The following is a 23,165-nucleotide window of genomic DNA, read 5'->3' as shown; positions in this document are numbered from 1 at the left end:
TTGCGGCTACTACGGGACATCCACGCACATGACTTGCTCTTCTCTCCCGCCTACCCCCACTACTTTGCTTGACTTGCCTGGCGTTCAAGAAACAACGCTGGAAACGGTGCTTTATACGCCCCCCAATGATGAGATTTTCGACGAAAACCCCTGTTTGAGCTGTGGGGTGTGCTGCTCACACTTTCGGGTTTCCTTCTATAGTGGCGAGTTAAGTGGCGAGACGGGCGGGACCGTTCCGGTCGAGTTGACCACCAAGGTCGGGCCGCTGCGCGCGTGCATGAAAGGCACAGAACAAGGTGAGGGTCGTTGCATTGCCTTGCGGGGCACCTTGGGTCAGCCAGGCATTCATTGCGCCATTTACCCGGACCGCCCTACCCCCTGTCGCGACTATCAGATCTGGGAACTGGATGGCAGCCCCAACGTCGACTGCCAACGTCTGCGGGCCAAGCACGGTTTGCCCCTGCTGCCCAAACGTCCCTTACCCGCTCCGCCCGCCTTGCCCGAGCATGATGAAGCCGCATAGCGTCTGGTAAATACGCTACCATGCACGATTTGTAGGGCCGCCCGGCCCTGCGTTTTCGGGAGTCGAAGTAGATGGAATACCGCAAGCTGGGCAATACAGATCTGGACGTCAGCCTGATTGGTTTGGGCACCATGACGTACGGGGAACAAAACAGCGAGGCCGAGGCGCACGCTCAACTGGACCTTGCCTTGGAGCTGGGGGTAAATCTGGTGGATACCGCCGAAATGTACCCTGTCCCTCCTATGGCAGCCACACAGGGTTTGACCGAGCAATATATTGGTACCTGGCTGGCGAAAACGGGCCGTCGCAAGGATATTGTGTTGGCCAGCAAAATTGCCGGTCCGCAGCGCGACCCCAAGCGTCCCGGACACATCCGTAATGGCAGCACAAGCCTGGATCGCAAAAATCTGGAACAAGCCCTGCATGACAGTCTGCGTAGACTGCAAACCGACTACCTGGATCTGTACCAGTTGCACTGGCCAGACCGTAGCACGGTTACGTTTGGGCAGCGCAGTTACCCCTGGAAAGAGGAAGACACCGTCCCTATTGAAGAAACTCTGGCGGTACTGGACGACTTTGTACGTCAAGGCAAGGTGCGGCATATCGGTGTTTCCAATGAAACGCCCTGGGGGGTTTCCCGCTTTCTGGAATTGGCGCGCACCCAGTCCCTGCCTCTGATTGCCACCATCCAGAATCCCTACAACCTGCTAAACCGGGTGTTTGAAGAGGGCCTGTCCGAATTTTGTCGCTATGAAGGACTTGGGCTTCTGGCCTATTCGCCTTTGGCGATGGGTGTGCTAACCGGCAAATATGATCACGGCGCACGCCCCGAGAAGGGTCGCTTGACACGGTACAACCGATTCACGCGTTATGACGCGCCGCGGGCTCGTGAGGCCGCGTTGGCCTACAACGAACTAGCCCGTGAATATGGTCTGACACCGACTCAGCTGGCTTTGGCATGGGTAAACCAGCAAGCCTTTACCAGTAGCAACTTGATTGGTGCAACCACCCTGGAGCAATTGCGCGAAAACATTGCCAGCGTGGATGTTCAGCTCAATGATGAACTGATCAGCAAAATCAACGCCATTCATCACCACACGCCCAATCCGGCGCCGTAAGGGACTTGGCCCCGCTTCAATGTCATGACGCGGGGTCTCCTTTTTCTGACTGAATCTGTCCTTGTGCTTGCGAAGCATTGATTTTTTAATTATGCTCAAAAAAAGCATAACAAAAAAACAATTTTCCTTTTCGCTCGACGTTTCACCGCGGCCATTTTTTTAAATCATTTATGCTCAATTTGAGCACCAAGGACACTCATGACTCAGCGTTTCCCTATTGATGTCTGTCAGCCCGATTCACAGGATGCCTTAAGCCGTCAGATTGGCTGGCATGAAGTCCCATCCCCGATCAAGTCACAAAACGATAAAGCGGCTTTGAAACAAGTCTTGGCCACGGAGCTGAAGGCCCAGAATGCGGTGCTGGTGGCCCATTACTACACCGATCCCGATATTCAGGATCTGGCGCTGGAGACCGGGGGCTGCGTGGGCGACTCCTTGGAAATGGCTCGCTTTGGACAAGAGCACAAAGCCAGCACGGTCCTGGTAGCCGGTGTGGGTTTCATGGCAGAGTCCGCCAAAATCCTGAGTCCGGAAAAACGGGTCCTGGCCGTCCACGATCAAGCCACCTGCTCACTGGATCTGGGCTGCGCCCCGCAAGACTTCAAACAGTTTTGCGCCGCTCACCCGGACCGGGAGGTGGTTGTCTATGCCAATACCGGCGCGGCGGTGAAAGCTCAGGCAGACTGGGTGGTCACGTCCTCGATCGCACTGGACATCGTGCGCCATCTGCATGCGCAAGGGAAAAAAATAGTGTGGGCGCCCGATCGTCATTTAGGTGCGTACATCCAGAAGCAGACCGGAGCGGACATGCTGCTCTGGCAAGGTTCCTGTCTGGTTCACGACGAGTTCAAGGCCGACGGCTTAAAAGCGTTGATGAATGAGCATCCGCATGCTCAGGTACTGGTCCATCCAGAATCGCCAGCTGCGGTGGTGGCCTTGGCCGATGTGGTTGGTTCCACCACACAACTGCTGCGCGCCGCTGTCAACCACCCTGCCGACACCTTTATCGTGGCGACCGATCAGGGCATTTTGCATGCCATGCGTCAACAGGCCCCAGGCAAAACCTTTTTGGCCGCCCCTACAGCAGGCGAAAGCGCCACCTGCAAAAGCTGCGCCTATTGCCCCTGGATGGCGCTGAACAGTTTGCAAGCGCTGCAACAACGCTTGAGCGAGCCGGGCCCGGGTATACAAATCGAGCCCGCATTACAGCAAGGCGCACGACGCTCCCTGCAAAGGATGATGGACTTTGCAGCTGCTCATCAGAGAACACTGCGTGTAGGAGCTGATCTCGCCCAACACAGCCAGCAGTTTCTGCACGTAGGGGCCGCCTGATGCCGCGCCTTAGCACAAAGACGGATGTATTGATTATTGGGGCGGGCCTGGCTGGCACCAGTCTGGCTCTGTCTCTGCCTGCCTCCATGAAGGCAACGTTGCTGAGCAGTGGCGCGGCTCCGTGTAGCGCAAGCACGATGGCGCTGGGGGGGCTGGCTGCCGTACTCAGCGCCCAGGACAGTGTGGAGCTGCATATCGAGGACACCCTGCAGGCAGGTGCCCACCATTCCGATGCGGATGCTGTGCGCAACATCTTACAAGCCGCGCCACAAGCGGTGCAGTGGCTGCTGGAGCGCCAGGTGCCTTTGGACAGAACACCAGACGGGCAACTGCACCTGACCCGCGAAGGGGGGCACAGCCAGCGACGTATCGTGCACGCGGCGGATGCCAGTGGGTACGCCATCATGCAGGCCTTGTACCCCCAGCTACAACAAGCCACACAACTGCTCCAACGCACAAACTGCCTGGCATTGGCCTTGCGCCGGAATGAACACGGTCGTGTAGCGGGGGTTGATATTTACGACAAACAAACCCATCGTCATGAAACGATTCTAGCGGACCATGTGGTGCTGGCCACGGGCGGGCTCGGCAGTCTGTATGCCCACAGCACCAATCCCGACACCGCCAAAGGTGAAGGCGTGGCTTTGGCCTGGCGCATAGGCGCAGCAATCCGCGATCTGGAGTTCGTGCAGTTCCATCCCACCTGCCTGTACACACAAGGGCCGACGTTTCTGCTTACCGAAGCCTTGCGGGGTGAAGGTGGCCATTTACTGGATGCACATGGTCGTCGCTTCATGCCGGACTATGATTCCCGCGCCGAACTGGCCCCCCGCGATATTGTGTCGCGAGCCATTGCAGCACAAATGAAACAAGAGGACCGTGCACACGTCTGGCTGGATGTGCGCCATCTGGGTGCCGATACGTTGCAGCGGCATTTCCCACGGGCCTTGGAAGAAGGTTTACGCCGCGGCCTGGATTTACGCCAGGACTGGATACCTGTCGCGCCGGCAGCGCATTACAGCTGTGGAGGGATTCAAACCGACCTGTTCGGTCGCACGAGCGTTCCGGGTCTGTATGCGATAGGGGAAGTGGCCTGCACCGGTTTGCACGGGGCGAACCGCTTGGCCAGCAACTCGCTGCTGGAGTGCGTGGTCATGGGGCGGGCAGCAGCGCAGGCCATCGAAGGGAGCCGGGCCGCTCATTGTTCCGCCCTGACTCCCGAGGACGAAAGATCAAAAACGGCACCGACCTTCGCAGGATCACCGCACACCCCTGCGCCCGCACGCGACAACAACAACAACAACAACAACAACAACAACAACAACAACAACAACAACAACAACAACAACAACAACAACAACAACAACAACAACATTACCTGCAAAGACAAGGGAACACTGCATCGCCCACCCACACCCCCGTTCCCCACCCTGCCTGCCTTGCAAAACCTGATGCAAGAGCATGTCGGTCTGCTTCGGAATAGAGCTGGTCTGGCGCACGCCATCCACACCCTGAGCGACTGGCGAGAGCAAAGTCGCCGCCTGCCCGACACGGTCGATCATCGCATTGGCAGTCTGCACCTGGACACCGCCTGGTTGCTGGCCCACGCGGCTCTGGCCCGCCCTCACAGTCTGGGCGCGCATTTTCGGCTGGACTAGAAGCCTTAGTTCCATGAGATAGAATAAAAAAATAAATAAAGAGGCTTCTCGACGAACAGGAGCCCATTGGATGGAGGCAATATGCGATTACTCATGGTCGAAGACAATGAGGATTTGGGAGAAGCCATCGCCAGCCGGCTCAGCGCGGGCGGTCATAGCGTGGAGTGGGTCAACACTGGCGAGCTGGCCCTACGCTATCCGGAAATGGATAACTGGGACGTCCTGCTTTTGGACATCATGCTGCCCGATCAGGACGGTTTCAGCATTTTGCGGCATCTGCGCCAGCAAACACCCAGCTTGCCCGTGCTGGTCATGACGGCTCGTTCAGAAATCGAAGATCGTGTGTCCATGCTGGACCTGGGAGCAGACGATTATCTGGTCAAACCTTTCGATCTGCGCGAGCTGGAAGCACGGCTGCGTGCCCTGATGCGGCGGCCCGCCACCACGCAAGCGGAAATCTGGCAGTTGGGACACGTCAGCATTGACATCGCCGCCCGACGCATCAATAGCCGGGATCAGACCGTGGAGTTTGGCCAGCGCGAATTCTGCTTGCTGGAGTTGCTCCTGAGTCGTGCCGGACAAGTGGTCACCAAGGAACGGTTGATGATGCAGCTGTTCAACTTCGATGAAGACTCCAGCCCCAATGCCGTGGAGCTGCATGTCTCTCGTCTACGGCGCAAGCTTAGCGATAGTGCCATTCGCATCGACACGGTGCGGGGCACCGGCTATATGGCAAGCTTGGGTGATGCCCGCTAATGCGCCGCACCCTGTCTATCCAGCAGCGTGTACTGGCGCTGGCCGTATGCTTGCTGGCCGCTGCCTTACTGGCATTAGGTCTGGCATCGCGACAATATGCCCAGCGTGCCGCCGACTCCGCCTATGACAGGCTCCTGAACGCCGCCGCCCTGACTATTGCCAATGCCATTCAAATTGACGAGGGTGAACTTTCCTTGGAGCTGCCCTATTCGGCGATGGCCATGCTGTCCGAACAGGAACATATTTTTTACAGCGTACGCTCGGCCAATAGCCTGATTTCCGGCTATCCAGACTTGGGAGACAACCTGCCGCTGGCCACCAGTTCCGAACCGCGCTACGACACCATTTCCTATCACGGCACTGCCGTGCGTGTCGCCACGATCGGACGCTTGCTGACAGGCCAGCATTCACTGGGCCGTGGCTGGATCACCATCCGCGTTGCTGAAACCCTGGGCACCCGACAAGCGCTGGCCGATGAGTTGCTGGGTCGCAGCACCCTGTCCCTGACCGGTCTGATGCTGCTGGCCCTGATGATTACCAGCCTGGGGATTCGGCGTGCGTTCGCCCCCTTGGCCGAATTGGAAACAGCACTGCGAGAACGCTCCCATGACAATTTGCAGCCCATCGACACGCCGGTACCCAAAGAGATTCGACGTCTGGTCGATACCCTCAATGCCTTCATGCAGCGTCTGCAAACAGCGGTTGGTACTCTGAACAATCTGGTGGCCGATGCGGCCCATCAGATTCGCACTCCCTTGGCGGCAGTCCATCTGCAAACCCAGCTCGCGATGGATGAGCCAGGCTCTGACACCCTAAGGCCACGCCTGCGACGGATTCTGAACAACACTACGCATGCCACCCATTTGTTGAACCAGTTACTGATGGACGCCACCGTCAGCCACCGCCTGGACCGCAGCACCATGCGGCCTTTAGATGTGGCCCCGTTGATTCAGGAAATCCAGGGCCGGGTCGATCCCGACCGGGCCCACCGGCTGTACATTCACCTCACGCCCTCGGCTCGACGAGCACAAATCCTGGGCGACCATGTGTCCTTGCGGGAGATGCTGCGCAATGTGATCCACAACGCCATGCTCTACAGCGACGAGCCTGTGTCCGTGCGAATCTACACCCGCCCGAACGGTTGGGTGGTGTTTGATGTGTCCGACCTGGGCCCAGGCATCAGTGACGATGACAAAACCCGTTTGCTGGAGCGTTTTCAGCGTGGTCCCAGCAGCCAGGGGCGGCCCGGTTCGGGCCTGGGGCTGTCTATCGTGCGCACCGTGGTACAAGCGCATCAAGGCACGTTGCTCTTGCGTGACCATACCCCGCAGGGTCTGACAGTCCGCATCGAAATCCCCACCCTTTACCAGAGTCCCCGACCCTCGCCCCCCCTGACCCTGCTCATCGCAGCGTTGATCATGACGGGCATGTTGGCCCAGCCCCAGCCAGCCTTCGCCCTCGCCAGCGCCGCGGAACCCGATATGGGCATTCGCAGTCACGACTACCCGGCTCGCTCCCCCCGTACACCTGGACCGGAAGATCAGGCCTTGCTGGTGATTGCTGGCCCTACCGACACCGAACTGTTTGAAGTGCTCGTACAGGACTTTCAGCGTATCCAGCCTCACGTACGCATTCTTTATCACGAGATGGATTCCACCGCGCTGTATCGGCACACCACTCAAGACAGCCTGCCTGAAACGGATCTGCTGATCAGCTCGGCCGCGGACATGCAGGTCAAACTGGCGAACGACGGCTATGCTCGTGCGCACATATCCAGTCTGACCCAGACCATGCCCGGCTGGGCACGTTGGCGCAATGAGGTGTTTGGCTTCACGCTGGAGCCGGCCGTCATCGCCTACGCACCGGCTCGTTTGCCGTACGAGCTGCCGGCCTCCCGCGAAGCGCTGCTTAAGCTGCTGGAGCGTAACCAGGGCAGTCTGAGGGGCCGGGTGGGCACCTATGACATTCAGATCAGTGGCGTGGGCTACCTGTTTGCACTATACGACGAACGCACCTCTTCCACGTTCTGGGGCTTGGCCAATGCCCTGGGCCGTGTCGGCACCCGTCTGTATGCCAATACCGGTGCCATTTTGGATGATCTGGACAATGGCACCCTGGATGTCGCCTACAACGTACTAGGCTCGTATGCCCTGGCTCGGCAAAAAGCAGGCTCGGACATTGCCATCGTCGTACCCAGCGATTATGTGTCAGTGTTTACCCGCAGCGCCCTGATTCATAAACAAGCTCGCCGTCCCGATCTAGCCGCTGCTTTCATTGATTACCTGCTCTCTCCCCAAGGCCAACAAACCCTCGCCGGCCCAGCCGGATTAGGCTCGCTCAACGCCGTGGAAACGGGCAGCTGGCTCACAAAAACCATTGAAAATCAATCAATTGGAATTATTCAACCGCTTATTCTCAATCCCTCTTTGTTAGTGGGCCTGGACCCCACCCGCCGCCACCGTTTTCTGCAGAACTGGCGACGTCTGGTCACCGACACGCCGGCAGGACCCTAGCCCCTTCCCATCCCCAATGACAGGATGCTGACAGCTAGAGTCCAGACAATGCAATGACACCGATCACCCAAGAAGTCCCGCAACAGGACGGGACTCTGACAACAAGGAGACTCGAATGTCAGCATTTACCCCCCCTAAGCGCCTGAGCCTGCTCGCCCTGTCACTCAGTGCCAGCCTGCTGGCCGGACAAGCGGCCTGGGCTCAGGACGACCAGACTCAAGCAGCGGACAAAGAAGGCAAGGTTATTGTCTACTCGACCACGGACACCAAAGCCGCCGCACCGCTCATTGCCGCGTTTGAGGCCGCCCACCCCAAGATCAAAGTCGAATACCACGACATGAACAGCACCGAGCTGTACAACCGCTACATCAGCGAACAGGCTTCGGGCAGCCACAGTGGCGACCTTGTGTGGAGCTCCTCCATGGACTCGGCTATGCGCCTGGCCACCGACTACGCAGCCCGCTACGACTCCCCTGAAGTCCCTGCCCTGCCCAGTTGGGCCGTATGGGAAAACAAGGCGTTTGGCACCACTTACGAGCCGACGGTATTCATCTACAACAACCGTCTTATCAAGCCTGAAGAAGCACCCAAGACGCATGCAGAACTGGCCAGGCTGGTGGAAAGCGACAAGGACCGCTTTCGCAACAAGGTCACTACCTACGACATTGAAAAATCTGCAGTAGGCTATATGCTGGCCGCTCAAGACAGCAAGAAAGGCCAGAGCTACTGGGATTTCATCAAAGGCGTAGGTTCAGCCAATCTGGTGCTGCAGTCCTCGACGGGCACCATGATGGAGCGCGTCAGCTCGGGTGAAAACCTGATTGGCTACAACCTGCTGGGTTCATATGCGGAGACCCGCGCCGCCAAGGATAAAGCCATCGGGATTGTGTACCCCTCGGACTACACCCTGGTCCTGTCACGCGTGGCGTTCATCAGCAACAAGGCCCAGCACCCCCATGCCGCCCGTGTCTTTCTGGACTACATGTTATCCAAGGACGGACAGGATGTTCTGGCGAACCAATCCGAGCTGGCCTCGATCCGCTCTGACGTGGAAGGCGACAACGATGTGGATGGCCTGACCAAGAAATTGGCAGGGGTAGAACTGACCCCCATCCCGGTGGATTCGTCGCTGCTGGACTTCCTGAAGCAAAAGGAACGCCTGGACTTCATCAAGCAATGGCGCGCTGCGGCCAATAAATAAGACACCTCGTCTGTGAACCGGGTGACGGCCTCGGCCGTCACCCTGCCTTTTACCGCCTGGAATCCTTATCATGCAAGCCTTACGCCTTCGGTGGCAGGCCTGGCCACGCCATGTCGTTGTTCTGATCACGGCATTGGCCATTTATGTGCCGCTTAGCCTGATCATCATCCAAAGCCTGCTATCGGCCCCCTTTTTTGCGACTGACAAGTCTCTGGGGCTGGATGCTTTCCGTTTCATCTTCGACGACCCGGACTTTTACAAAGCACTGGGGAGCGGTTTCATCATGGCCTTTGGCCTGGCCGGTATTTCGATTCCTTTGGGCGGCATCCTGGCCTTCCTGATGGTACGTACCGATTTACCCGGCCGTACCTGGATTGAACCGCTCATTCTGGTCCCGATTTTCGTCTCGCCCATGGTGCTGGGCTTTGGCTATATTGTTGCCGCCGGACCCGTCGGTTTCTTCTCCACCTGGACGCTGGAGCTGATCGGCTTTGTCCCCTGGAACATTTACTCCTTCACCAGCATTGTCATCATTGCCGGTCTGACGCACGTTCCCCACGCCTATCTGTACATTTCCTCGGCCTTGCGCAGCATGGGCTCGGATGTGGAAGAAGCCGCCCGCAGCGCCGGTGCCAGCCCCTGGCAGGTCATGCGCTCGGTCAGCCTGCCCATGGTGCGTCCCGCCATCCTGTACGCCTGCGTTCTGCTCTTTTTTCTGGGGCTGGAAGTATTTGGTCTGGTGCTGGTGCTCGGCGACCCTGAAGGCCACCTGGTACTGGCCACCTATCTATACAAGCTCACCAACAAGCTCGGCATTCCGTCCTACCACCTGATGGCGGCTGTGGCAGTCGTCCTGATAGCCATGACTATCCCGCTCGTGATGCTGCAACGCCGTCTGATGCGCACCGCCAACCGCTTCGTAACCGTCAAGGGCAAAGCCTCCCAGGCGCGTGCCTTGCCGCTGGGTCGCTGGCGCTGGGCAGCTGCAACACTGGTCGGTCTGTGGTTGTTCTTCACCGTCATTGTCCCGGTGGTGGGCGTAGTCTTGCGCGCCTTTGTGTCCAACTGGGGGATTGGCGTCTCGCTGATGGACGTGCTCTCCCTGGATGCCTTCCGGCAAGTGTTTGGGCAAGCCAATCTGCTGCGCGCCATTCTGAACTCAGTGGCGATTGGTGTATTTGGCGGCGCCTTGGCCGTCATCTGCTACACCTTCATTGGCCTGGCCATGCACCGCAAGCCAGACGGCATCACCCGCTTTCTGGACTACAGCGTTCTGGTACCCCGTGCCGTCCCCGGTCTACTGGCGGGTCTGGCCTTTTTGTGGATGTTCCTGTTCGTGCCCATGTGGCTGGATCAGTCCCTGGAAAACGGCTACTTGTCGGTCCTGCCCATGGCGGAATGGTTGCAAGGCACGCTCGTCAGTCCGCTGCGCGCCCTGCGCAGCACCATCTTCAGCGTCTGGCTGGCCTACAGCGTGGTCTGGATGGCTTACGGCTTGCGTCTGATCTCCTCCACCCTTTTACAAGTGGGTCCGGAGCTGGAAGAAGCCGCCCGCAGCACGGGAGCGCGTCCCGGTCAGGTAACACGTCAAATCACCTTACCACTGGCAAAGTTCGGCCTGATCGGGTCCTGGTTATTGATGTTCCTGATTTTTGAGCGGGAATACTCTACCGGCGTGTACCTGCTCACACCGGGCACGGAAACCATTGGCTCCATGCTGGTTTCACTGTGGGCGACCGGCGCCATCGACATTGTAGCTGCCCTGTCTTTTATCAATATCGTTCTGGTGGTCATTGGCCTGACCATCGCATTGCGCTTCGGAGTAAAACTACGATGACCGAGCTGACTGTAGACAACATTCATCTGGCCTACGACCGCAACCCGGTTCTGAAAGGCGTGTCCATGAGCCTGAACAAAGGTGAGGTGGTTTCCCTGCTGGGGGCCTCGGGTAGTGGCAAAACCACCTTGCTGCGTGCGGTTGCCGGGCTCGAACAGCCCTCCCAAGGGCGTATCGCCATCAATGAGAACGTGCTGTACGACTCGCAAAACCGTATCGACCTGCCCGCCGAGGCGCGCAATCTGGGCCTGGTTTTCCAGTCCTATGCCTTGTGGCCACACATGACCGTGCAGGACAATGTGGCTTATCCGCTCACGCTGCGCAAAACCTCCAAGGCGCAAAGCCGCCAAAAGGTGGACGCCATTTTGGATCAATTGGGGTTGAAAGGCCTGGGCGAGCGCTACCCCAGCCAACTGTCTGGAGGGCAACAGCAGCGTGTGGCCATTGCCCGTGCGCTGATTTACAACCCCCCGGTCATCTTGCTGGATGAGCCACTGTCCAACCTGGATGCTAAGCTGCGTGAAGAGGCCCGCGTGTTCCTGCGCGAACTGATTGTGAAAATGGGCCTGTCCGCTTTGATGGTAACCCATGACCAGGCGGAGGCCATGGCGATTTCGGACCGGATCCTGTTGCTGAATGGTGGCGAAATCGAGCAACAAGGTACCCCGCAAGAGGTCTACAGCAATCCCAAGACCCTGTACACCGCCGAGTTCATGGGCTCGAACAATCGTCTGCAAGGCAAGGTTACCGAGCAACGCGATCAACAAACTCGGCTTAGCGGCCCTGGTTGGGAGTTATGGGGCCATGCCGCCGCTCCCCTGAGCGCCGGCCAGCACGCCACCGCCGTGATTCGCGTCGAACAAGTGCAACTGAATGCGCAGCCCGGCCCCGATACGCTGCCACTGCAGCTATCCACCAGCATGTATCTGGGCGACAAGTGGGAGCACGTTTTCCGCATGGCCGACCCGACTGCCGGCACACTGCGAGCTTTCGGACCTGAACCACTGCCCAGTGGCGTGCATCATCTGCAATTGCCGCCCTCCAAACTGTGGATTTACCCCTCCTGATCCATCGCTCCAAACCGGGAGCCCCCCCCACAGCTCCCGGTTTACCCTGATTGCAAACTTTTGTAAGCGCGGCTACTGTAGTCGCGTCACTACAGGCGGTATGAAAGAGACCTGTTCAGTCAGGCGCCGACGGAGCAACCACCCCGGAATCTCTCAGGCAAAAGGATCGTACCAGCCCGACACTCTGGAGAGCGGCGTTTGACGCCCACCGAAGGAGCCCAGCCAGATGCACAGGTTGGATAAACTCTCAGGTCACAGGACAGATGGGGTATTGCCACTACTCGGTGGTAATTCACCTGTCAGGAGCCCTGTTATGTCGCATATTGCCGTCATTGGTGCCGGTATTTCCGGAATCACCACCGCCTACGCCCTTAGTCTGAAGGGCTATCAAGTCACCGTTATTGACCGCCTTCGCTACCCCGCGATGGAAACTTCTTTTGCCAATGGCGGGCAGCTTTCCGCCTGCAATGCCGAGGTCTGGAACAGCCGCAGCACCATTTTCAAAGGCTTGAAATGGATGATGCGCAAGGACGCTCCACTGCTCTTCAACCCCAAGCCAAGCTGGCACAAATACAGCTGGATGGGCCAATTTGTGGGGGCAATTTCCGGTTACGAGCGCAACACGATCGAGACCGTCAAGCTGGCCATTGCCGCTCGCGAAAACTTGTATCAGTGGGCCAAGGACGAAAATATTGATTTCGACCTGGAGCAGCGCGGCATTTTGCATATTTACCACACGCCCGGCGGCTTTGAGTCTGGCAAAAAAGTCAGCCAGCTACTGCAAAAAGGCGGTCTGGAACGCCGTACCGTTACCAACGAAGAAATCCATCAGATCGAACCTGCTCTGCAAGGCACCTATTACGGCGGTTTCTTCACGCCCTCGGACGCCACCGGCGATATTCACAAATACACCCGCGGCTTGGCCGATGCGTGCGCCAAGCGCGGCGTGAGGTTTCTGCAGGATACCGAAGTCCTGGGTATTGATTGCGGCCCACCGCACCGTATCCAGCTCCGTACCGGCGAAGGTGCAGATGCCCACACCCATACGCTGTCCGTGGACTCCCTGGTCGTGTGCGCTGGCGTAGGCAGCCGCCACCTGGCCCGTATGCTGGGCGACTACATCAATATTTATCCCGTCAAGGGCTACTCCATCTCGGTGTACCTGGATACGCCCGAAGCCCAACATGCAGCCCCCTGGGTCAGTTTGCTGGACGAAGAGGCCAAGATTGTGACCAGCCGCCTGGGCAAAGACCGCCTGCGTGTGGCCGGCACCGCGGAATACAACGGGTCCAACAAAGACATACGCGCCGATCGCATCGCCCCGCTGACCAACTGGACACGTCGCAACTTCCACGACGCGGCTACCGACCGTGTCGTACCGTGGGCAGGTTTGCGCCCCATGATGCCGGACATGATGCCGCGCGTAAAAGCGGGCAGCCGTCCTGGCGTGTACTACAACACCGGCCACGGTCACCTGGGCTGGACCCTGTCCGCCGCCACTGCGCAGATCATTACCGAGGTGATTGCCCAGAACGAGCGTCAGTCCGCACCTGCTCAATTTGCCACCAGTCCGGCAACAACTGCTGCACCCGCCGCTGCCCATAACGTTCGTCCAGCAGATACACAAAGCCTTGATCCTGTTCATCGCGAATCACACGACCCGCGGCCTGTGTAATCTTGCGTAGTCCCGGATACAGATAGGTATAGTCATAGGCCCGCCGCTCCCCAAAGAGCCGGGCCATGACTTGCCGCACCGACTCATTGGCCGGGTTGAATTGCGGCAAACCCAAAGTGGCAATAAAAGCACCGATCAAGCGTTTACCGGGTAAATCTACCCCTTCTGAAAACGCCCCCCCCAGCACTGCCAAACCCACTCCCTTGCCGTCCAGCGTAAAGCGGTCCAGAAACTGCGTTCTTTGCTGATCGCTCATACCCGGTTGCTGATGCCAAAGCGGCATATCCGGCCAGCGCTCCTGCAAGGCCTGGCTGACCTGCTCCAGATAATCAAAGCTGCTCAAAAACAAGAGATAGTTGCCCGGCTGCTCCTGATAGGCCTGCCCGACAATATCGCACACCCCGCTCAGGCTTTGCGCCCGGTCGGCATAACGCGTGGACAAACCGGCATATTGACGTACCCGCAACTGCTCGGCTCGATAAGGAGATGCTACGTTCAACTCTGCCGTACTGGGCGGCAGCCCCAAGACATCACGATAAAACTGCGAAGGATTCAACGTGCCGGAGAACAGCACCACGCCGTGCGCATCGCCGTAGCGTTCGGCCAGAAAGGGAGCAGGCACGATATTGCGCAGGTTCAGAAGTACACCATCGCGCTGCGCCAAAATATCAAACAAGGAATGCGAGCCGAACTGCCCGGCCAGGTCCACAAAATACAGTAGCTCGAAATAAAACAGCAGCAAGGGGCTGTCTTGCGGCAGGGGATTCTCCGCTACATAGGCCCCTAAACGGGCAGCCAGATACTCGCACTGCTCCAGCAAGTCCTCCGGGATTTTTTCCAGCCCCCATTGGTCACCGCCTTCCTCGGGTATCAGGTCCTCCATCAAGCGAGTCAATGGAGCGAAATGACGCTTCAAGGCCGAAGGCGCGGCTTTACGTGCCATGCGCAACTGCACTTGCGAGAAGGACGCGGAATACATGGAACGAGCACGTTCTACCAGATTGTGCGCCTCGTCCACCAAGATCGCGCTGCGCCATTGCTGGGCCAGGGTCTGGCTATAGAGCACCGCATGTGAGTCGAAAAAATAGTTGTAGTCGCCCACAATGGCGTCCGCCCAACGCAGCATTTCCTGGCTCAAGTAATAGGGGCAGACCTGGTGTTCGCTAGCCACTTGCTGCAGGCGCTGGCTAGTTAGCATGGGCTGCTCCAGAGCTTGCTGACGGGCCGCGGGAAGCCGGTCGTAAAAGCCTTCGGCCAAGGGACAGGATTGGCCATGGCAGGCTTTATCCGGATGGGGACACTGCTTGTCGCGGGCCACCATTTCCAGCACCCGCCACGCGCCCCCACCATCCGGACTTAAGCGCTGCAAGGCGTCCAGCGCCATTTGCCGGCCCGAGTTTTTAGCCGTCAGATAAAACAGCTTGTCCAGACCAGCCTCGGGCATGGCTTTCAGGCCCGGGAATACGACTGCCAAGGTTTTGCCAATACCCGTGGGGGCTTGCGCTAACAGGCACTGTGCATCGCGCTGCGCCCGGAACGCAGCTACAGCCAGTTGCCGCTGACCCGCACGAAACTGTTCAAAGGGAAATTGCAGAGCAGTACAAGCTTGATCGCGCGCCAGCCTGTGTTTTTGCTCCTGCTGCCCCCACGCTACATATGCGCGACATTGCTGCTCAAAAAAGGCCCACAGGTCCGCGCGCTCCAGATACTCGGAAATGCTGGTCTCTTTGTGCTTATCTACGTGGTAATACACCACGCTGACTGTCATCCCCGGCAAATCGCGTTCCTGGCACAACATGGCAGCATAGACCTTGGCTTGCGCCTGATGCAGTCGTCTATGGTGCTCGGGGATGGCATCAAAAGCACCACGATAGGTTTTCAGCTCTTCCAGGCAATTGCTGACGGGATCAAATCCATCGGCTCGGCCACGCACCAAGAGCCCTTCCATCTCATATGACAGCGGTACTTCGGCTTCATAGTGCTCGGGGCGACGCAGCGTTAACTGCTGATGGCCTAGAATGCCTTCCTGTGCCGTCGCCGCAGGCGTAAAGCGCAAGTCCAGATCCCCGCTGCGGGCGGTAAATTCGCATAAGGCTCGTACGCCTACCGTCCAGGCTTTCATGACGCCTCAGGCCGGGTCACATAGCAGACACGCGCGGGGATGGCGTGCTGCTCGAAATAGCTTAACCAGCGCCGTTGGTTATCTTGCAAACGATCTCCGGGCCCTTTTACTTCTATCAGCTCGTAGCTTTGCTGGGCGGGCATGAAACGCACCAAATCCGGCAGGCCGGCACGGTTATCCCGCCAATCCTGCAAGATACGCGTGAACACGAGCTGCAAATGCTGGGCGGGAATGCAGTGCAAAGCCTGCCCAATCAAGGATTCATCCAAGGCGGGCCAAATCAGCAAGGGACACTGTATGCCGCGCTTTTCCTGCCAGCGTTGCCAGATCACGGTTTTATAGTCTGTACCGTTCAGCACGCTTAAAGACTGATCAAACAAGTTCTGCCTGCGGGACACGAAATCCGGGCTCCCCCAATCGGCCGGACAGGCCTGATAGGGATGAAAGAAAGCCCCAGGCAAAGGGGCGTAAATGGCATCCCAGCCGAGCAAACCCAGTAAGGCCGGAAACAAAGTGTTTTCTACATAAAAGACCGGTGCCAGAGGGCTGTTCCAATGGGACAGAACCTGCACTTCGACCCGAGTGCCATCATCAGGCAGCACCAGGTCGCTGCGTTGTGTACGGCTCGCCGGTTTGCCGGATGGGGCAGTGGGAGGTGCCTCTAGCGCCAACTTACGACGCAGACGCGGCAGCATACGTCGTAATTTCTGTGCCTCACCCTCACTTTCGGGTTGCTCCCAGGCCTGGCAAAACAAGGGCCAGGCATCCTCTTGCTTTTCCTGCCGCTCCAACACCCGTAATTGACGATAACGCGCGCCCGGCCAGCGGGTCTGCGCGTAGGCCTGCTCGGCCAGTGACCACCAGTGTTGTCGCTCGGCTTGCTGGCCCAGCTGAAACACGGTTTTTGCCTTGCGTCGCCGCAACCAGTCACTGTCCGTCTGAATCCTTTGCACCGCGGCAAAGCGCTCTGTCCAGTGCTCAAGATCGGCCTCGTCCGGTGCATCACGCAGTTCAGACAGGGTTTCATACAGACGCACGTCCTCCTGGTGCCGGAACGCTCGACTGCCTTGATCCAGCGCCACAGCCTCGTAACGATACAGGCCCAGATCACTTAATACGAACTCGGACCAATCCTGGTAATGATTGCCAAAGAACAACAGTTGCAGCCGCTGCGCCCAATGCACCACGGCCGCTGACAAACGCAGCAAGGGAGCCCGCAGTTCTGGCCGCGCGCACCATTGCAAAAAAGGCCGCTCCTGCTCACCCTGGGTCCGAGCTATCCATTGCTGATAATCCGACTTGCGGCCGGCGGCGGGCAGATCATGAAACATACGACGCAATTCAGGCATGGTATGCACGGCAAACAGGGTATCCAGATCCAGCACAGGATCGGTTTCTATGAGTTTGCAGGCGGCCAGTTCCTGCACAGCGGCCTCCAGATCTTCGATTTCGGCATAACGAAGCTTGTCGATACGAAACACCGGGCCTTTGCGCATCAACAATCGCACCAACAGTGCTTGCGCAGACTGAGACGCTTGCGCAAAAGCATGGTCGCACTGGACATGTTCGGGCTCCAGCAAGTCGGCACTGACATGCTGGACCCACTGCAATACCTGGTGGAAATTATGCAGGTAATAAAACGGAGGAAGCTCGGGCGAAATCATAAGCAGGCTGTGTATATATCCAGCTACTTTAGCATTCCTTTACGCCGGGCGCGACTCCAACAAACGCATCCAGTCACGCAGCAAACCGTCCAGGCGTTGTCGCTGCGTCGCATCCAGACCTTGCAGCAGATTTTCCTCGTTGGCCAGATGGTCCACTACCACCGCGTCCACACAGGCCAGCCCAGCCGGACTCAACCGTACCAGACTGCGACGGGCATCCTCAGGGTCGGCGATACGCTCGATCAGGCCCTGCTTTTCCAGACCGTGCAAACGGTGTGTCATCGTGCCCGAGCTGACCATCAGTGAGGAAAACAAAGCCGTGGGCGCCAAGGTGTAGGGCGGGCCGGAACGGCGCAAACTGGCCAGCACGTCAAACTCACCCAGTTGCAAACCATGACGACGAAAGTTTTCGCCCATTTGCTTTTGAACCAGTTGAAAGCAGCGGGTCATGCGTCCAAGCAGAGCCATTGCATCCAGATTCTGCAGGTCGGGCCGTTGCTCACGCCATTGCTTGATAATCAGGTCGACGGCATCCTGTTCTTCGCTAGTGCTCATGATTTCTCGGTAAAAACATTTATCTTGATATTAAGATAAAACGTCCCTACACTGGCGTTTATCTCGATATCAAGACAATTAACCATGACCCGACTTTCTCTCTGGCTGGTGACGGCACTGACCGCACTGGGCCCGGCCATTTGGGGCTCCACCTATATTGTGACTACCGAAATCCTGCCGGCGGATCGCCCTTTTATCGCCGCATTCCTACGCTGTTTTCCAGCCGGTGCGATCCTGCTGTTATGGAGTCGGCGCATGCCCGCCCAAGGGGAATGGGGGCGGACCCTGATTTTGGCCGCCTTGAATATCGGCGCTTTTCAGGCGCTTTTGTTTGTGGCTGCCTATCGCCTGCCGGGCGGGCTGGCTGCCGTTGTGGGCGCCGCTCAACCCTTGGTGGTCATTGCGCTAGCCTGGGCGCTGGAAGGCAAGCGTCCGATCAGCCTGGCTTTAGTCGCTTGTGTGCTTGGCATCGTGGGCATGGGTATTTTGCTGCTCTCGCCGCACAGTCAGTGGGACGCGTGGGGCATGCTTGCGGCGATTGTCGGGGCTTTGTGTATGGCACTGGGCACCTATCTGTCGCATCGCTGGCGAAGCAGCATGCCAATATTGGCGTTCACGGCCTGGCAACTGATGTTGGGCGGATTGATGCTCGCTCCCCTGGCCTTATGGCTGGACCCACCTTTGGATGGTTCCCTGAGCATGATGCAGATCAGCGGCTATCTCTACCTGTGTCTGGTCGGCGCGCTACTGGCCTACACCTTGTGGTTCCGAGGGATTGCAGTCCTGCCATCGGTGGCGGTGTCGTCCCTGGGGCTGCTCAGCCCCTTGACCGCCGTGATACTGGGGTGGCTGATTCTGGGTCAGGCCATGACTGGCACCAGCCTGCTGGGCATGGTGTTGGTGATGGGCAGCGTGCTGGCGGTCCAATGGATCAGCAATAGTCCGCCTGCCCCACGCTCTGAGGGACGTAAAAAAAGCGCCCCTTAGTAAAACCAGCCATGGGCGCACTGCAACGAGTTCACCATCTTGCCACTTCGCCGGAAGCGGCAAGATAGTGACTAGTACCGCTCTTTCAGAACCTGTGCCAGATCAGCGGCAAAACGTTGCGCATCTTTCGCATTCAAACTCGCAAAGCTGACGCGCAAGCCTTGGGCTGGATGGCTCACCCCGAAAACCTGGCCCGAGCGAACCAACCAGCCACGCGCGGCCAGCCCGGCCAGCACAGGCTCGGCTTCCCGGTCCAGGGGTATCCATAGGTTGAACCCTTCTTCGCTATCCCAGAACGGAATGCCCTGCTTTTTCAAGGCCTGCATCAGGTCGGCCCGGGCCTGTACGTAGGCAGCCTGGGCGGCGCGGGTCTGAGCCTTGATCTGGGCGTCCGTCAAGCCGTGTACCACCATTTGCTGCAAGAGGTGACTCACCCATTGCGCCCCCGACGCCAGGCGTTGTGACAAGCGTTCGCTGGTTTGCAGGTCAGACGCCACCAGGGCCACCCGCAAATCAGGCCCCAGTCCCTTGGAGACAGAACGGATCAAGGCCCAACGCAAGTGCTCGGCGGGAATCACATTCCGGTAAGGACTGCTGGCCAGCATCCAGAAATGGTCATCAATCATCAGCAACAGCTCAGGATACTGCTTCAGGATCTGCTCAATCTGCTTGGCCCGGGTACGACTAAGCGAACACCCAGTGGGATTGTGAGCCCGCGGCGTCAAGATCAAGGCACGCAGGCCGTCGGCCAATGCTGCCTCCAGTGAGGCTGGCACCATGCCCTCACTGTCGACCTCAATACCGACTGGTTTGTAGCCGAGCGTATGAACGGAATTGATGCTGTTCAAATAGCCTGGGTCCTCAATGCCAACCTTGTCGCCCGCCAGCAGGAAAGCCTGTAGCAAACGCTCTATGGCATCCACCGCGCCGTAGCTGACGTGGTAGTCGGTTTCCGGGGGCGTATCTTTATGAAATACCTGCTGACACACTGCGCGCAGCTCCGGCACCAGGGGATCGGCGCCATACAGGGCCTGAGTCTGACCTCGCACCCCGGCCACCAACTGAGTCGGAGCCGGTAGGTATTCCAGCGCCGGGTTTCCGCTGGCCAGATCCTGCAAGGCAGAACTGGCTCCGTGCCCTTCCCGCGCCAGCTCCCGGATCGCCTCGCGAATGCGCGTACCACGACGACCTTGCGCATCGGCCACGCCCGCAGACACCAGGCGCTTGTAGGCCAGGGCAACCGTGTTCCGGTTCAGTCCCAGTGTCTGAGCCAACTCGCGCACCGGCGGCAGGATCTGACCCGGCGCTATCCGCCCCAGCGCCACCTGCTGACGGATATCATCGAAAAGTTCCTTCGCATTGCTTCCCTGGATATTCATTTTGACCTATGACATAATAGTTTATGCGCGACCCGCAGGGTCGAGTTTATCTTTTTTTTCTTCCTTACTGGTGCGCCATGTCCGAATCCGCCCCTGATCTACTTCACACCGAGCATTATCCCACCTCCACCAGTGTAGAGGCATTTCGGGAACGCATTGCCCTGGTACAACAACGAATTGATGCTGCCTGCGTGCGGTACGGACGTGCTCCCGGCGATGTCCGCTTGCTCACTGTCAGCAAAACCTTCGGGATTGACCGCATTCGTCTGGCGTATCAAGCCGGCTGCCGCCTGCTGGGCGAGAACAAGGTGCAAGAGGCCGAAGGCAAGTACGAGGCCCTGCGCGAGGAACTGCCGGATCTGGAATGGGCTGTTATTGGACACCTGCAAAGCAATAAAGCCAAGTCGGTTGCACGCTTTGCGCGCGAATTTCACGCACTGGACAAGCTCAAGACCGCCGAGGCGCTGGATCGTCGCCTGCAAATCGAAGGCCGCAGTCTGGATGTCTTTGTACAGGTGAACACCTCCAACGAGGACAGCAAATTCGGTTTGCCGCCGCAAGACGTTCACGCATTTGTGCGCGAATTACCACAGTTTTCCGCCCTGAAGGTCAAAGGTCTGATGACCCTGGCCCTGATGGACGCCGATCCTGAACGGGTGCGCCCCTGCTTTGCGCTGCTGCGCAACTTGCGCGATCAATTACGCAACGACATCCCGCATGCCGAAAACATGCACGAGCTCTCCATGGGCATGTCAGGCGACTACGAAGTCGCCATCTCCGAAGGCTCAACCATTGTGCGCGTCGGACAAGCTATTTTTGGCGCACGCGCCACGCCCAATAACTTTTACTGGCCCGTCTCTGATACGGCAACAACATCATGAACCCACTACGCCTGATCATTCGTCAAAACGGCAGGGAAATCGGTCACTTTGAATCCAGCCCCTGCTGCCCTCCCGAACAACTGTTGGCCGTAGCCCGACACTTGATGACGCTGCCAGACACCGAGCTGGAGCTGCAACAAGCCAAAGGCGAACATCGCATACTCGATAGCGGCCCGCACGGTCTGCGTGTCCTGAGCGCGCAGGTACTGTACGAAACGGTCGATCTGCAGGCCTGGCTGCAACAAGGCAGCAAGGTGACCGCCTGAACCCAGCCCGTGGCCGGGCCACAAGCCCATCACACGTGTGCAACCCTGTGGCGCTTACCCGCTGCCTCAAAAAAAAACATACCCGGCCAGCAGCCGGGTATGTTTTTTGTGTTTCAGACTATCAGACCCAACTAAGACTTAACGATTCACCTGTTTGGCCGGCAAGGCAAAGGCCAGCAAACAACTTACCATCAAGCTGCCGGCAAACAGCCACAAGGCGGCGCTACCGGAACCGGTCAGATCCGTCACCCAGCCAATCAGGGAATTACTGACCAGACCCGCAATATTGGCCAGAGAGCAAGCCAAGGCAAAACCCGTTGCAGCGGCCGTGCCTTTCAGAAAGGTAGCCGGCAGGCTGAAGAACACAGGGACCGCACCCATAATCACCGCCGAAGCAACCGTAAAGGCCAATACGGTCAACCAGGCGTGATGCGCAACAAAGGTACTGACAACCAGCGCTATCGCGCCAATGGTCAGCGGCACAATCAAGTGCCAACGACGTTCACGGCGACGGTCTGAGCTGGCACCGATCATCAGCATGCCGACCACGCCGGCCAAAGACGGAATCGCAGTCATCAGGCCAATCTGGAAGGGGTCCTGCACACCGGCAGCACGAATAAAAGACGGCATCCAGAAACTGATGGAGTACGTCCCCAACAAAATGGAAAAATCGATTCCACCCAGCATCCACACTTTCAGGTTGAAAAAGCCGTCCTTGAAGCTGTGCTTGACGCCTTTGCCCTCTGCGTCATCGGCCGCCAGGTCCGCAGCGAGGCGGGATTTCTCTTCGTTATTGAGCCACTGGGCGGACTGATAATTGTTAGGCAAGGCCCAGAACGTCAGAATGCCAAGCAGCACACTGGGAATGGCTTCCAGCAAAAACAGCCACTGCCAGCCGCGCCAGCCGTTCATGTGATCAAAATGACCAATGATCCAACCGGACAAAGGACCGCCAATCACACTGGACAAGGGCAAACCGATCATGAACAAGGCAATGATCTTGCCCCGCCGATAGGTGGGAAACCACAAGGTCAGGTAGTACAGTACACCTGGCAGGAAACCGGCCTCCGCCGCCCCCAGCACAAAGCGCAGAATATAGAACTGCGTAGGCGTGGTGACAAACATGGTCAGGCCCGACAAGATGCCCCAGGTGATCATGATGCGGGCAATCCACAACTTGGCACCCACCCGCTCCAGAATGAGGTTGCTGGGCACCTCAAACAGAATGTAGCCCAGGAAAAACAGGCCCGCTCCCAGGCCGTACGCAGTTTCACTCCACTGCAGATGATCGAGCATCTGCAGCTTGGCAAAACCGACGTTGATCCGGTCCAGATACGCCGCCAAATAACAAAAACACAGAAAGGGGATCAGACGCCAGACGATCTTCTTGTAGAGATCTTCGTTACCGTCCCGGCCGGCAGGCACCGCCGTAGGACTTGGGATGGATGAATGCACCTTGTATATCTCCAGATAATTATTGGTATGCCTGGTGAACCAGAAAACTGCCTAAGAACAGCGCCTGACAGAACACAGCAGGGCCCTGAACACGTCCGCATTCCCCCCATTGGGCTGCAGACTGTTTACAGATAAAGAATGAAGGATCAACCGTGATTCCCGCTTGTCATGGCCTC

General features: G+C 58.1%; 17 protein-coding genes, 1 pseudogene and 2 riboswitches. Of the genes and pseudogenes, 13 read left to right on the top strand and 5 right to left on the bottom strand.

What is annotated here, in order from left to right:
- The first annotated feature begins 28 nt into the window (after nucleotides 1-28).
- The 10 genes from VF694_RS09835 (at nucleotide 29) to VF694_RS09790 (ending at nucleotide 13,680) form a co-directional block, all read left to right on the top strand.
- Nucleotides 29-523, top strand: a complete 495-nt coding sequence (locus VF694_RS09835) for a YkgJ family cysteine cluster protein (protein WP_440164214.1) — start codon at nucleotides 29-31, stop codon at nucleotides 521-523.
- A 71-nt stretch (nucleotides 524-594) separates the two neighbouring features.
- Nucleotides 595-1,641 (top strand): NADP(H)-dependent aldo-keto reductase, encoded by a 1,047-nt coding sequence (locus VF694_RS09830; protein ID WP_059317702.1) that lies wholly within the window; start codon nucleotides 595-597, stop codon nucleotides 1,639-1,641.
- Between the two features lie 198 nt (nucleotides 1,642-1,839).
- Nucleotides 1,840-2,973 carry a quinolinate synthase NadA gene (gene nadA, locus VF694_RS09825; protein ID WP_440164213.1) on the top strand — a complete coding sequence of 378 codons (1,134 nt, stop codon included), beginning with the start codon at nucleotides 1,840-1,842 and terminating at the stop codon, nucleotides 2,971-2,973.
- Nucleotides 2,973-4,631: an L-aspartate oxidase gene (gene nadB / locus VF694_RS09820; RefSeq protein WP_440164212.1), complete on the top strand. Its 1,659-nt coding sequence runs from the start codon at nucleotides 2,973-2,975 to the stop codon at nucleotides 4,629-4,631. Before nadA ends, nadB begins: the two co-directional genes overlap by 1 nt.
- An 81-nt stretch (nucleotides 4,632-4,712) precedes the next feature.
- The gene (locus tag VF694_RS09815; protein WP_440164211.1) at nucleotides 4,713-5,387 is read left to right on the top strand and encodes a response regulator transcription factor; all 675 of its coding nucleotides are present in this window, start codon (nucleotides 4,713-4,715) and stop codon (nucleotides 5,385-5,387) included.
- Complete coding sequence (locus tag VF694_RS09810) at nucleotides 5,387-7,900, top strand: sensor histidine kinase (RefSeq protein ID WP_440164210.1); 2,514 nt, start codon at nucleotides 5,387-5,389, stop codon at nucleotides 7,898-7,900. The genes VF694_RS09815 and VF694_RS09810 overlap by 1 nt, the downstream gene beginning before the upstream one ends.
- Nucleotides 7,901-8,015: 115 nt before the next feature.
- Nucleotides 8,016-9,101 carry an ABC transporter substrate-binding protein gene (locus VF694_RS09805; RefSeq protein WP_003801165.1) on the top strand — a complete coding sequence of 362 codons (1,086 nt, stop codon included), beginning with the start codon at nucleotides 8,016-8,018 and terminating at the stop codon, nucleotides 9,099-9,101.
- Nucleotides 9,102-9,171: 70 nt separating this feature from the next.
- Nucleotides 9,172-10,938: an ABC transporter permease gene (locus VF694_RS09800; protein ID WP_301607333.1), complete on the top strand. Its 1,767-nt coding sequence runs from the start codon at nucleotides 9,172-9,174 to the stop codon at nucleotides 10,936-10,938.
- Complete coding sequence (locus tag VF694_RS09795) at nucleotides 10,935-12,005, top strand: ABC transporter ATP-binding protein (protein ID WP_415302307.1); 1,071 nt, start codon at nucleotides 10,935-10,937, stop codon at nucleotides 12,003-12,005. Before VF694_RS09800 ends, VF694_RS09795 begins: the two co-directional genes overlap by 4 nt.
- A 91-nt stretch (nucleotides 12,006-12,096) precedes the next feature.
- Nucleotides 12,097-12,184, top strand: a riboswitch (glycine riboswitch).
- Between the two features lie 4 nt (nucleotides 12,185-12,188).
- Nucleotides 12,189-12,269: riboswitch (glycine riboswitch) on the top strand.
- Nucleotides 12,270-12,318: 49 nt separating this feature from the next.
- Complete coding sequence (locus tag VF694_RS09790) at nucleotides 12,319-13,680, top strand: D-amino acid dehydrogenase (protein WP_440164208.1); 1,362 nt, start codon at nucleotides 12,319-12,321, stop codon at nucleotides 13,678-13,680.
- Here VF694_RS09790 and VF694_RS09785 read toward each other — a convergent pair.
- The 3 genes and pseudogenes from VF694_RS09785 to VF694_RS09775 all read right to left on the bottom strand — a co-directional run.
- Nucleotides 13,625-15,001: pseudogene (locus VF694_RS09785) on the bottom strand (ATP-dependent DNA helicase); the annotation flags it as partial. The gene VF694_RS09790 and the pseudogene VF694_RS09785 sit on opposite strands and share 56 nt — an antisense overlap.
- A 797-nt stretch (nucleotides 15,002-15,798) precedes the next feature.
- A complete protein-coding gene (locus VF694_RS09780) occupies nucleotides 15,799-17,466 on the bottom strand; it encodes a VRR-NUC domain-containing protein (RefSeq protein ID WP_440164206.1) in 1,668 nt (555 codons plus the stop codon).
- Nucleotides 17,467-17,505: 39 nt separating this feature from the next.
- On the bottom strand, nucleotides 17,506-18,021 hold the full coding sequence (locus tag VF694_RS09775) for a MarR family winged helix-turn-helix transcriptional regulator (protein WP_240208754.1): 516 nt from the start codon (nucleotides 18,019-18,021) through the stop codon (nucleotides 17,506-17,508).
- 84 nt (nucleotides 18,022-18,105) lie between these two features.
- Between VF694_RS09775 and VF694_RS09770 the strand changes: the two genes are divergently transcribed.
- Nucleotides 18,106-19,008: a DMT family transporter gene (locus tag VF694_RS09770; protein WP_440164204.1), complete on the top strand. Its 903-nt coding sequence runs from the start codon at nucleotides 18,106-18,108 to the stop codon at nucleotides 19,006-19,008.
- Between the two features lie 71 nt (nucleotides 19,009-19,079).
- Here VF694_RS09770 and VF694_RS09765 read toward each other — a convergent pair whose 3' ends face one another.
- Nucleotides 19,080-20,387 carry an aminotransferase class I/II-fold pyridoxal phosphate-dependent enzyme gene (locus VF694_RS09765; RefSeq protein ID WP_003801184.1) on the bottom strand — a complete coding sequence of 436 codons (1,308 nt, stop codon included), beginning with the start codon at nucleotides 20,385-20,387 and terminating at the stop codon, nucleotides 19,080-19,082.
- A 77-nt stretch (nucleotides 20,388-20,464) separates the two neighbouring features.
- On the opposite strand from VF694_RS09765, the gene VF694_RS09760 reads away from it, so the two are divergent.
- The gene (locus tag VF694_RS09760; RefSeq protein WP_003801186.1) at nucleotides 20,465-21,268 is read left to right on the top strand and encodes a YggS family pyridoxal phosphate-dependent enzyme; all 804 of its coding nucleotides are present in this window, start codon (nucleotides 20,465-20,467) and stop codon (nucleotides 21,266-21,268) included.
- Nucleotides 21,265-21,534, top strand: coding sequence for a hypothetical protein (locus tag VF694_RS09755; protein ID WP_003801188.1), 270 nt, complete (start codon nucleotides 21,265-21,267; stop codon nucleotides 21,532-21,534). Before VF694_RS09760 ends, VF694_RS09755 begins: the two co-directional genes overlap by 4 nt.
- A 138-nt stretch (nucleotides 21,535-21,672) precedes the next feature.
- Here VF694_RS09755 and VF694_RS09750 read toward each other — a convergent pair whose 3' ends face one another.
- Nucleotides 21,673-22,989 (bottom strand): MFS transporter, encoded by a 1,317-nt coding sequence (locus VF694_RS09750; protein WP_003801191.1) that lies wholly within the window; start codon nucleotides 22,987-22,989, stop codon nucleotides 21,673-21,675.
- Between the last annotated feature and the right edge of the window lie 176 nt (nucleotides 22,990-23,165).

It is taken from the genome of Alcaligenes sp. Lyrl_28, assembly GCF_051948705.1.
Lineage (GTDB): Bacteria > Pseudomonadota > Gammaproteobacteria > Burkholderiales > Burkholderiaceae_B > Alcaligenes > Alcaligenes ammonioxydans.
The sequence above is the reverse complement of the archived record's forward strand: the minus strand, read 5'-3'. Positions and strand labels throughout refer to the sequence as shown.

Bases quoted from the DNA above. Each gene is read 5' to 3' on its own strand.
- VF694_RS09790 (WP_440164208.1), top strand. From the start codon at position 12,319: ATGTCGCATATTGCCGTCATTGGTGCCGGTATTTCCGGAATCACCACC.
- VF694_RS09755 (WP_003801188.1), top strand. From the start codon at position 21,265: ATGAACCCACTACGCCTGATCATTCGTCAAAACGGCAGGGAAATCGGT.
- VF694_RS09770 (WP_440164204.1), top strand. From the start codon at position 18,106: ATGACCCGACTTTCTCTCTGGCTGGTGACGGCACTGACCGCACTGGGC.
- VF694_RS09795 (WP_415302307.1), top strand. From the start codon at position 10,935: ATGACCGAGCTGACTGTAGACAACATTCATCTGGCCTACGACCGCAAC.
- VF694_RS09830 (WP_059317702.1), top strand. From the start codon at position 595: ATGGAATACCGCAAGCTGGGCAATACAGATCTGGACGTCAGCCTGATT.
- VF694_RS09805 (WP_003801165.1), top strand. From the start codon at position 8,016: ATGTCAGCATTTACCCCCCCTAAGCGCCTGAGCCTGCTCGCCCTGTCA.
- VF694_RS09760 (WP_003801186.1), top strand. From the start codon at position 20,465: ATGTCCGAATCCGCCCCTGATCTACTTCACACCGAGCATTATCCCACC.
- VF694_RS09765 (WP_003801184.1), bottom strand. From the start codon at position 20,387: ATGAATATCCAGGGAAGCAATGCGAAGGAACTTTTCGATGATATCCGT.
- VF694_RS09815 (WP_440164211.1), top strand. From the start codon at position 4,713: ATGCGATTACTCATGGTCGAAGACAATGAGGATTTGGGAGAAGCCATC.
- nadA (WP_440164213.1), top strand. From the start codon at position 1,840: ATGACTCAGCGTTTCCCTATTGATGTCTGTCAGCCCGATTCACAGGAT.
- VF694_RS09775 (WP_240208754.1), bottom strand. From the start codon at position 18,021: ATGAGCACTAGCGAAGAACAGGATGCCGTCGACCTGATTATCAAGCAA.
- VF694_RS09810 (WP_440164210.1), top strand. From the start codon at position 5,387: ATGCGCCGCACCCTGTCTATCCAGCAGCGTGTACTGGCGCTGGCCGTA.
- VF694_RS09780 (WP_440164206.1), bottom strand. From the start codon at position 17,466: ATGATTTCGCCCGAGCTTCCTCCGTTTTATTACCTGCATAATTTCCAC.
- VF694_RS09800 (WP_301607333.1), top strand. From the start codon at position 9,172: ATGCAAGCCTTACGCCTTCGGTGGCAGGCCTGGCCACGCCATGTCGTT.
- VF694_RS09835 (WP_440164214.1), top strand. From the start codon at position 29: ATGACTTGCTCTTCTCTCCCGCCTACCCCCACTACTTTGCTTGACTTG.
- nadB (WP_440164212.1), top strand. From the start codon at position 2,973: ATGCCGCGCCTTAGCACAAAGACGGATGTATTGATTATTGGGGCGGGC.